Annotated in this window: 9 protein-coding genes; 6 read left to right on the plus strand and 3 right to left on the minus strand. The window is 66.4% G+C overall.

All coding sequences use genetic code 11. The features are described 5' to 3' along the window. The first annotated feature begins 182 nt into the window (after positions 1-182). The 5 genes from AC1DQP_RS11545 (at position 183) to AC1DQP_RS11565 (ending at position 5,990) form a co-directional block, all read left to right on the plus strand. Positions 183-665, plus strand: a complete 483-nt coding sequence (locus tag AC1DQP_RS11545; RefSeq protein ID WP_478051637.1) for a DUF4189 domain-containing protein — start codon at positions 183-185, stop codon at positions 663-665. Between the two features lie 153 nt (positions 666-818). Next, complete coding sequence (locus tag AC1DQP_RS11550; RefSeq protein ID WP_478051632.1) at positions 819-1,475, plus strand: hypothetical protein; 657 nt, start codon at positions 819-821, stop codon at positions 1,473-1,475. Continuing rightward, entirely contained in the window at positions 1,472-2,794 is a 1,323-nt protein-coding gene (locus tag AC1DQP_RS11555) for an XVIPCD domain-containing protein (RefSeq protein ID WP_478051633.1), read from the plus strand. Before AC1DQP_RS11550 ends, AC1DQP_RS11555 begins: the two co-directional genes overlap by 4 nt. Before the next feature lie 208 nt (positions 2,795-3,002). Further along, a complete protein-coding gene (locus AC1DQP_RS11560) occupies positions 3,003-4,811 on the plus strand; it encodes a hypothetical protein (RefSeq protein WP_478051634.1) in 1,809 nt (602 codons plus the stop codon). Positions 4,812-5,000: 189 nt separating this feature from the next. Then, a complete protein-coding gene (locus tag AC1DQP_RS11565; protein ID WP_457319611.1) occupies positions 5,001-5,990 on the plus strand; it encodes a GAF domain-containing protein in 990 nt (329 codons plus the stop codon). Positions 5,991-6,037: 47 nt separating this feature from the next. Here AC1DQP_RS11565 and AC1DQP_RS11570 read toward each other — a convergent pair whose 3' ends face one another. The 3 genes from AC1DQP_RS11570 to AC1DQP_RS11580 are packed head-to-tail and all read right to left on the minus strand — an operon-like array spanning position 6,038 to position 7,791. Then, positions 6,038-6,271 (minus strand): DUF1653 domain-containing protein, encoded by a 234-nt coding sequence (locus tag AC1DQP_RS11570; RefSeq protein WP_256777242.1) that lies wholly within the window; start codon positions 6,269-6,271, stop codon positions 6,038-6,040. A gap of 1 nt (position 6,272) precedes the next feature. Continuing rightward, the gene (locus tag AC1DQP_RS11575) at positions 6,273-6,641 is read right to left on the minus strand and encodes a response regulator (protein WP_256777241.1); all 369 of its coding nucleotides are present in this window, start codon (positions 6,639-6,641) and stop codon (positions 6,273-6,275) included. After that, the gene (locus AC1DQP_RS11580) at positions 6,634-7,791 is read right to left on the minus strand and encodes a two-component system sensor histidine kinase NtrB (RefSeq protein WP_478051635.1); all 1,158 of its coding nucleotides are present in this window, start codon (positions 7,789-7,791) and stop codon (positions 6,634-6,636) included. Before AC1DQP_RS11580 ends, AC1DQP_RS11575 begins: the two co-directional genes overlap by 8 nt. Before the next feature lie 152 nt (positions 7,792-7,943). Between AC1DQP_RS11580 and AC1DQP_RS11585 the strand changes: the two genes are divergently transcribed. Beyond that, positions 7,944-9,828: sensor histidine kinase (locus tag AC1DQP_RS11585; protein ID WP_478051636.1), on the plus strand; the 1,885-nt coding region annotated here is incomplete at its 3' end.

Below are 9,828 nucleotides of genomic sequence, written 5' to 3' on the forward strand. Positions count from 1 at the left end.
TGCAAATGCCGTTCGTGCCCATGTCCCGCTAGTCTCTAATACAAATGACAATGCCAGTGTGACCCCAGGCACATATGGTGCCGCAAAAAACTAAGCAGGCCGGAATCGAGTCCTGTAATTTCCAGGGCGGAGATAGCCATATGATGACAACTCAGTTCAGTTCAAAACTACTTGCTCTCGCTATGTTCGCCGGAGCCGCCCTGTTTTCAGGGGCGGCTCGCGCCGAGGGGGCGTGCCCGCCGGGTTCGTATCCAATCGGTGGGCAAGGCGTACAGGGTTGCGCGCCCATCCCAGCCTCTGGATCACAAGCGGACGGCCCTCGTGCAACGGGGCGTTGGATCAAGACATGGGGTGCCTTCGCCCTTTCACCGAATGGGGAGTCAGGTGCTGCCAACGGGCGACGAAGCAAGGGCGCGGCAGAGAAGGACGCCGTAGCGCTTTGTTCACAAAGTGGCGGTAAAAACTGTAAAGCAGCGTTCTCCTACAAGAATCAATGTGCTGTCGCAGCAGTTCCAACCTCGGGTAAAGGTGGCACTTCGTTTGCACGTTCCGCCACGCAGGACGAGTCAAAGCGCATTGCACTGAATCAGTGTCAGACGGGCGGAGGCATGGGCTGCCAAGTTATCTATTCTGCATGCACTGAGCCGGAGTTTGAGGCGTTCTAGAATCTGGAAGGTTTGCGGATATTCTCCGCGCATGCGGAATGATAGGCGGAGGCTGGTTGTGGACGTCTCCCGCAGCCACGGTAGGCCTTGGTAGTTTGTGTGCCCTTCTCCATTTCAACTGAACCTTTCCTGCTGATCAAACAAGGATGGCGGATGAATCGAACATTCAGCGCGCTCTTCTTGACCCTCACCCTGACGGCCTGTGGCCGTATGGAGGCAGCGATGAGTACTTCTATGCCACAGGCCGAGGAGGACGTCGCCAGCGGCGGCCGCGGCCTGGCCAAGCTCAATCCTGGGCCGCGCAAGGCCATCGAGTTCACCCTGAAGGTGCACAATGCGCCCGGCCCCTTTGCCGTGGTGGAGGCGGTTGCGCAGTACGATGTGACTAATGAGGACCAGTGCGGTCATATCGAGCCCGCCACCGGCACTGGCAGCCGCATCACCAGCCAGGAAGACGTGGTGCTGCGCAAGGTGTCCGACGATGAGTATCAGGGCAAGGTTTATCTGGACCTGATGCAGGATGAGGACTACTACGGCCGCGGCGTCTGTCATTGGGAGCTGACCGGCGCCAGCACGATGCTGAAGGCGACGGGGGCCGCAGGAGAGACCCGCTTCCTGTCGTTCATCAAGGTCGATCAGCTCCTGTCGGGGCAAACGCAGACACGTTACTACGCCGATATGACCTATCCGCGCGCGGAGACGATGTCCGATTACCCAGCCAGCGGCAAGGAGGACCCGGCCGAATACAAGCCCGAGCTGCGGGAGAGACTGTTCTCCGTCTCGATCAGCGTCGGTGAGGTGGCCAGATGACCATCGACAGCAGGGACTTCGCGGCCATCTCCGATGACACGTACAAGGACCGCGCGGTGGGCCGGCGAGCGCCGGGCAAAGAAGAACATGTGACCCTCAATGGGCACGAGTACAAGATTCTCGAACACGTCAACAACCGTCTCACCGGCTACCAGGGCACGGTTTACCAGCGCATGGATACCAACGAGATCGTCGTTGGCCACCGCGGCACCGAGCAGATCGGTCGCGATGGGGTGCTGACCGACGGCGGCATGGTGACCACCCGCGCCAACCTGCAGGGCCGCGATGCAATTGAACTGACCCGGCGCGCGGTTGATTTTGCCAGGACTGAAGGCCTTCTGGATGGTCGCACGCCCACGGTATCGGTCACCGGTCATTCCCTCGGCGGCACACTGGCGCAGATCACCTCGCACCATTTCGATCTGAAAGGTGAAACGTTCAACGCCTACGGCGCGGCCAGTCTCGGGTATCGTATTCCGCAGGGCGGCAACAATCTGGTCAACCATGTGATGGCGGCCGATCCTGTCAGTGCGGCGTCGCCCCACTTCGGGCAGGTGCGGGTCTATGCGACCCAGAAAGAGATCAATTCGCTCGCCGCATGCGGGTTCAGCAATAGCAAGGCGAACTTTCTGATCCCCGACCAGCCGGTGGTGGCGGCCGGCCTGTCGCTTGGCTCGCACAGCCTGGATAACTTTCTGGGTGCCAAGTCGGTACTGCAGTCGCCGCAATCGCGCACCCTGGCCGAGGGCAACAAGCGGATGATCGAGGAGTATCGCGATGATATCGGCGAGCGCCGGCGCGCCCTCACCGTGGGTTCCCGCGGCGTCCCGGGCGGGGTGCACGATGTAGTGGACGAGATTCGCGGGACGTTGAAGCCGGGCGAGCCAGCGCGGCGCGACGCTGAGCGACAGTCCGATCGGCGCACCACCAGTCTGGAGCATGCCGACCACCCCGGTACTGCGTTGTTCGAGGATGCGCGGCGCGGTGTGTATGCGCAGGACGCGAAGGTAGGCCGCGCTCCTGATCAGCGTAGCGATCAGCTTGCCGGAGGCTTGGCTGCCGAGATGCACGCCGCCGGTGGAGCGCGTATCGATGCGGTGTCGATGAGCAGCGACGCGGCGCGCACGTTTGCCATCCAGGGGAGGGCGGATGATCCCGCGCATCTGCGGGTGTCGGTGGAGACCGTTGCGACCATGGACATTCCACTCCAGCAGAGTAGTCAGCGCGTGGCCGAGCAGGCTGCCAAACAAGGGCCGGCGACGCAGCATGCGTTGGAACAGGACCAGGTGCTGCAGGCGTCCCGGTCGATGCAGGCTTAGCTCGCTTTTCTTACCTTGCACAGCAGCAAAATTCCCCTTGGCGCGCTGAAGAGCGCTTGTGGGTTGCTTGGGTGAATCGCCGAACCTGTGATGAGTTTCAAATATTTTGCGGATTGTCATGACGCGGAATTCACGCTTGGTGTAGGGTGTCGGCGTCAGTAATCCGGCAGGCAGCCGGGACGATGATGGTCTGGGGAATTGGGATCGCGTGGTGGTAACCCAGTCTTGCAACGGGAATATCCGCGCGCGCCGCATCGTCGAAGCGTCGCTGTTGTACCCGTCTGCACGGTTACTCCACTTCAAGTTCAAGGACGACAAAATGCGAAATACGCTGCTTTCTCCGCGCCGCCGTGCGGTGCGCCTGGCTTCGACGGCCGCCTTGTTGCTGGTGTTGCCCGTGGCGCTCGCCGCGTTCGGCGCGCAGGCACAGTCGCTGCCGGAAGATCCTGGCGAGGCCGTGGAACTGCAAGGCGATACGGCGCAGGGGGAGGCGGTAGCGGATTCAGCCGGAGCCATCACGCCTGCACCGGCCGCTGTCGATCAGGCGCATCCAGCGGTACAGGGTGATGTTGCGCTCGACGCACCGGCGGCGATGTTGGCGAAAGATCAGGCGGCAGTTGGCGCTGAACCCGCCTCCGCAGCGCCGCCGTCCGTGGCGACACCCGAGGAAATGCAGACCCCGGCCGAACCGGCGGCGGCACACGCCGCCATCAATGCGGCCGTACCCACCTCGGCTGCGGTTGACGCGGGCAGCGTGACCGACGCCATCGCCGCGTCGACGGAGACGGCGGTTGCGTCGCCCACTCTGGCTGCACCTATGGAGACTGCAACGGCGCCCATGTCGGAGCAGGTGGCGGGTCCCGTGGCTGAGGCCGCTCCGACTGCGGTCGCCGCGCCGAACGAGGCCGTTGCAGCGGCCGAACCGGCGGTTGCGCCCGCGCCTACCCCTGCTACACCGACCGAACCCGTTGTGACCCCCGATCCGGAGGCTTCACCTGTGGTCGATTCGGCCCCAGTCCCGGTCCCAGCCGCGCCGACGATGGCTGCGGCCGCCGTTCCGGCAGCGTCCCTCGTGGCCGCGCCGAAGGCCGTGCCTGCACCGCAGGCCATCGCCGCGCCGCAGGCGAACATCGCGCCCGCAGCGGTTGCCGCCCCTGTCGCCACCCGACCGCCCTTCGTCAACGAAAACAACGCCATCGAGCGCCAGCTCGGCGCACGCTGCCCGAACGACCTGGCCGCGCGCCTGGCCACCCAAGGCGACCTGCTCACCGGCGCCTGCCAAGGCACCATGCCGGCCCACTTGGCCGCGGTGCTGGTCGCCATCCCCGATGCACAGATCCTCCTGCCGCGCATTTGGCGGCAGCGTGAAGTGGCCCAGCGCGCCTGGTTCAAGGCGGTGCCGGGCGCAGGCCAGCGGCCGGATTTCCTGGTGGTGCAGGGCGGGCTGTGGATCCGCTCGTTCGAAGGGGCCGATGCCAACACCACGGTGTATCTGGTCTCCGCGCCGTTCGAGTGCGTCGACGGGCGAGTGCTGGACGCCGATGCGGCCGAGCCGGTGCGCGTGCCGGCCGGCGATTGCCGCCAGGCCTTCGTGCAGGAGCGCGTCTACCGGGTGAGTGGCAACGCGGCGCCGGTGGACATCACCGCCGAGGTGATGCCGGCCCGCCCGCTGCTGGGCGAGGCGGACAAGAAGCGCTACGCGGCCAAGGGCGGCGAGGTGACGCTGGACCGCAGCAAGCTGCAATACGGCCCCGCGATGCGCTGGTACGTGCGCTTTGATGAGGCGGGTACGCCTGCGGACGCGCGCAGTTTTGGTGAGTGGAGCCGCGCGCACTTGGGCTTTGTGGTCTGGAATGGCCAGCGTTTCGAGCAGGTCGACAGCGTGCCGCGCAGCCAGTGGCCGTGCGATCCGGTCGCCCCCGGCGACGCGGTATGCGGCGGCTTTGCCGATGCGGGGCGCGATCCCTTCGTGCTGAGCGATGCGGCGATGGCGCGCACCGAGGGCGCAACCCCCTGACCATCCGAGGCGGTGCCGGCATCGAGGATGATGTCGGCCCCTTGCCCGGCGCCTGGGCCCGTGCGTGGACTCCAACGGCATCACGCTCCGTCTCGCCGATAAGTGCGATAATTCGCTGCTGACGTCCCCAACTTGAGTGGGCGCTGTATCGCGGACCGGTCGATCGCCGGCTATCCGCCAAGGATTGCGATGTACACCGGTTCCGGCTTCCCCAGCGTCATTGGATTCGATCTGCCGGGGCTGCAGGACGAGCCTGCGCCTGCGCGGGTGATCGTCACCGCGTTGCTGGACGCGCTTCCCTCCGAGGAGTGGATGCGGATGCTCGACCGGCTGGCCTGGCCGGCGCTGCGGTTGGACCACGGTGTGGAGCAGCTGCGCCTGGTGGGGCAGGGCATCCACTTCGTCGGCGATATCCGTGACGGGCGCGGCCTGTCGGCGACGGTGCGCGACCTGTTCGAGCGGGTCACCGCCCAGGTGCTGGCGGCGCGCATGGCGGCGTTGGAAAACCCCGTTGAAGACCTGTCCTGGACGCCGCCGGTGTCAGCGCCCTTGTTGGCCTCGCGCGATCCGCGCTTGGCCGACGTCGCCGCGCTGCTGAAGCTGCCGGCCTTGCCGGGCCTGCTGGAACTGGCCAGCCAGCTGACGGCGATGCGCTTCGTTGCCGTGGCCCGGGTCACCGCCGAGCGCTGGACGGCGTGCGCGGTACACGACGGCATCGGCTTTGGCCTGGCGCCGGGGCAGGACCTGGTGCTGGAAACCACGATCTGCGAAGAGATCCGCCAGCACCACCAGACCGTGCAGTTCGATCAGGCCAGCATCCACCCGGTGTTTTCCACCCATCCCACCCCGGCGCTGTACGGCTTTGAGAGCTACATTTCGGTGCCGATGCTGCGCCGCGACGGCAGTCTGTTCGGCACGCTGTGCGCGCTGGATCCCAAACCGTCGCAGCTGGACGCGGTCAGCGTGAAGTGTTTCGAGGTGCTGGCCGCGTGGATCGGTGCGCAGCTGGAGCTGGAAGACGCCCAGGCGGTGATCGAGGGCGAGGCGCCGGTGACCATCCGTGCGGCGCTGGAAGCCGTGGCCGAGCAGGCGGGGCGGATTGCCGCCAATGCGAAGACCTCTTCGGCGCTGAGCGAGACCGCGCTGCGGATCCAGGCGTTGAGCGTGGTGCCGCGCTGAGGGGTTGGTGGTTGCCGGCCAGCGGCCGGCACTACCGGGCTGCCGGCTCAGGCTGGCACGGGGGCGAAGCGCGGTCGCACCTGGCCGTCGACCTCCACCTCGGCCACGAACATCGCATACGGCCGTACCCACAGGCCTACGTTGGAATCCAGCGGGCGATACAGCACCATCGGCTCCAGCGTCTCGCTGTGCCGGACCACGCCCACCACCTCGTAGTTGCCGCCCTTGAAGTGGCGGTAATGTCCGGGCGCGATGTCGGGCAGCGGGGCGAGGTCGCGCATGTCAGTGTGCGGCTGCGGGCGACTGCAGCATCGCCACCAACTGGCGCAGCCGGTAGGGCTTGGGCAGGAATTCCACGTGCGCCGGCAACGGCGGCAACTGCGAGCGCGCATACCCGGAAGACAGGATCATGCGCGCGTTGGGCAGGGCCTCGGCCACGTGCGCGCTCAGTTCCACCCCGCTCATGCCGTTGGGCATGCTGATGTCGCTGAACACCACGTCGAACGCGCCCACTTCCTGCAGCAACCGCAGGGCGGCCGGGCCATCGTCGGCGGTGTGGATCTCGATACCGAAATCCTGCAGCGCCTGGCCGATCAGATCGCGCAGGTCCTGCTGGTCTTCGACCATCAAAACGCGAAGGGGCTCAGGCATGCTCGACATCCTCTATKGCAGGTAACAACAAACGGACCGTGGTGCCGCGTCCGGGGGCGGTCTGTACATCGACGAAGCCGTCGCACTGGGAGACGAAGCCGAACACCTGGCTCAATCCCAGTCCGCTGCCCTTGCCGACTTCCTTGGTGGTGAAGAAGGGCTCGCTGGCGCGCTCTGCAACCTCTGGTGGCATGCCCGCGCCTTCGTCGGTCACCGCAATGGCGACGTAGCGGCGGCGGGTAGGCTGCGCCAGATCGGGGGCAAGGCGTTGTTCGACGCGGGCGGTGATGGTTACCGTGCCGCCCTGCGGCATCGCCTCACAGCTGTTGAGCACCAGGTTGAGCATGGCGCTGTGCAACTGTACGCCATCGGTGGCGATCGGCGGTAGCGCCGGCGCCAATTCCACGCGCATCTGGATGGCCTGCGGACACGCCCGCTGCAGCGAGGGCAGGGCCTCGTCCAGCAGCTGCGGCACGCTCACCGGCTCGCGCACCAGGGTCTGGTCGGCCGAGAACGCCAGCAGCTGGCGGGTCAGCAGCGAGCCGCGGTCGGCGGCTGCCTGGGCCAGTTCCACCAGTTCATGGGTGCGCGCATCGGCGCCCGGGCGCAGCGCGACCAGATCCAGTGCGTTGGCGATGGTGGTCAGCAGGTTGTTGAACTCGTGCGCCAGCCCGCGGGTCAGGCGGCCAACACCTTCAAACCGCTGCAGGTGCTGGCGCGACCGCTGGGCATCCTGCAGCAGGCACTGGGCCTGGTAGCGCTCGGTGATGTCCTGGGTGACCTTGACGAAGCCGAGCAGGTGACCGTCCTCGCGCACCGCTTCAATCACCACACTGGCGCGGAACTGCTCGCCGTTGCGGCGCACCCGCCAGCCTTCGCCAGCCAGCCGTCCGTGTTCACGGACATGCTCCAGTGCCTGCTGGGGCAGCCCCTGCTGCTGCTCCTCGGGGATGTAGAAGATCGACACGTGCTGGCCGATGGCTTCCTCGGCGGTGTAACCGTTGACGCGTTCGCCGCCACGGTTCCAGCTGCAGATACGCCCGTCCGGGTCGAGCAGGTAGATCGCATGGTCGGACACATGGTCGATCAACAGCTTGAGTTGCCGGCGTTCATCGACAAGCGGTGCCACGCTGGATAYGACCTCGGCCACGACGGTAATGCACTCCCCTCTAAGGGGCCGAACCGTAGGGGCGAGAGCGTGAAGAACATGTAAAGAACGGGCTGTAACCACCTGACCAATGACGGATAACGCCGCTTTACGGGTTCAGGTACCATCGGCCCCCTTTTGAGCTGGAATTCCGCATGAATGCTGCGCCGACCGCACGTGACCGCTGGATCTGGGCTGCCTCGGCCGCCCTGATGGCGTTCACCCTGGCCCTGGAGATGGTGGTCCCACTCGGCTATGCGGTGTGGTTGACCTATTTCATGGCGGTGGGGGTGACCCTGTTCCAGCGGCGGCTGGACGTGCCGATGCTGGTGGCGTTGGGGTCCTGCGTGCTGTTGATGGTGGGCTACAACGTGGCGCCGTCGAGCACCAACTCGGCGTTCTCGTTCGTCAACCGGACCATCGGTGGGGTGGCCTTCCTGCTGATGGCGCTGACGGTGATGAAGGCGATCCAGTCGCGCCGGATCGCCGCCGATGCGCTGTGGTTGCAGGAGGGCGAGAACGCGGTCACGGTAAGCCTGCRCGGCGACCCGGAGCCTCGCGTGCTGGCCGATGCGGCGATGCGGGCGCTGTGCGCGCAGCTGGGGGCCGAGGTGGGCGCGATGTATCGCCTTCAGGGCGACCGCCTGCTGCTGGTGGGGGGCGCGGCCTTGCCTGCGCAGCTGCCCGGAACGCTGTCGGCGGCGGCGGGCCAGTGGGGCGAGGTGTTGCGTCTGGGCGTGCCGCGTCGGCTGGAAGACCACGAATCGCCGCTGGATATCGAGACGCCGCTGGGCCGCAGCGTGGTGCGCCAGCGCCTGCTGGGTCCCATCACCGCCGATGGCGCGGTGGTAGGCGTGGTCGAACTCGGCCGGGCCGGGGTATCGCCGGCACGCGCACTGGAATTGGAGCTGCTGCTGCAGTGCGCCGAGCCGATCGGCGTGGCGCTGCGTGCGGCGCTGCTGCGCGCCCAGCTGGTGGAGTTGCTGGAGGAGACCCAGCGCCAGAGCGAAGAGCTGCAGACTCAGCAGGAAGAGCTGCGCGTGGCCAATGAGGAGCTGGAAGAGCAGAGCCGAAGCCTGCTGCATTCCCAGGCCAGCCTGGAGCAGCAGCRGGCCGAGCTGGAGCAGACCAACGTGCAGCTGGAAGAGCGCACCCACGAGCTGGAGTCGCGCCAGCAGGCGCTGCTGCTGGCGCAGACGCAACTGGTGCAGAACAGCAACGAGCTGGAAGCCAGCTCGCGCTACAAGTCCGAATTCCTGGCCAACATGTCCCATGAGCTGCGCACGCCGCTCAACAGCGCGCTGATCTTGGCCAAGCTGCTGGCCGACAACAAGGACGGCACGCTCACCGCCGAGCAGGTCAAGTACGCCCAGGCGATCCACTCGTCCAACAACGACCTGCTGGCGCTGATCAACGACATCCTGGACCTGTCGCGGATCGAGGCTGGCCACGTCGAGCTGGTCGAAGAAAACCTGGCGGTGTCCAGCGTGCTGCAGCGCCTGCAAGACACCTTCGAGCCGATGGCCGCGCAGAAGGGCCTGGTGCTGGAAATCGTCAGCGAGGCCGGCGCGCYCGCGCAGCTGGTGGCCGACAGCCAGCGCCTGCAGCAGATCCTGAAGAACCTGCTGGCCAACGCGCTGAAGTTCACCGAGCACGGCAGCGTGTTGTTGAAGGTGCGCAGCGCCGGGGCAGGGCGGGTGCAGTTTGCCRTGTCCGACACCGGCATCGGCATCCCCGAAGCGCAGACCGCGGTGATCTTCGAGGCATTCCGCCAGGCCGATGGCAGTACCCGCCGCCGTTATGGCGGCACCGGCCTGGGCCTGTCGATCTCGCGCGACCTGGCCGCGCGCATGGGTGGCAGCATCCGCGTGTCCAGCGAACCGGGCCGTGGCAGCTGTTTCACCCTGGAACTGCCGGTGCTGGCCAGTGGCGGGGCGCCGGTGGCCAGCGCGGCGCCGGATGTGCGCGCCGCGCCGGTACCGCTGCCGCTGCGTGCAGCAGTGCCGTTCCACGGCGGCAGCGCGCATGGTGAAGCAACAC

This window comes from Stenotrophomonas sp. P5_A8, assembly GCF_056400545.1.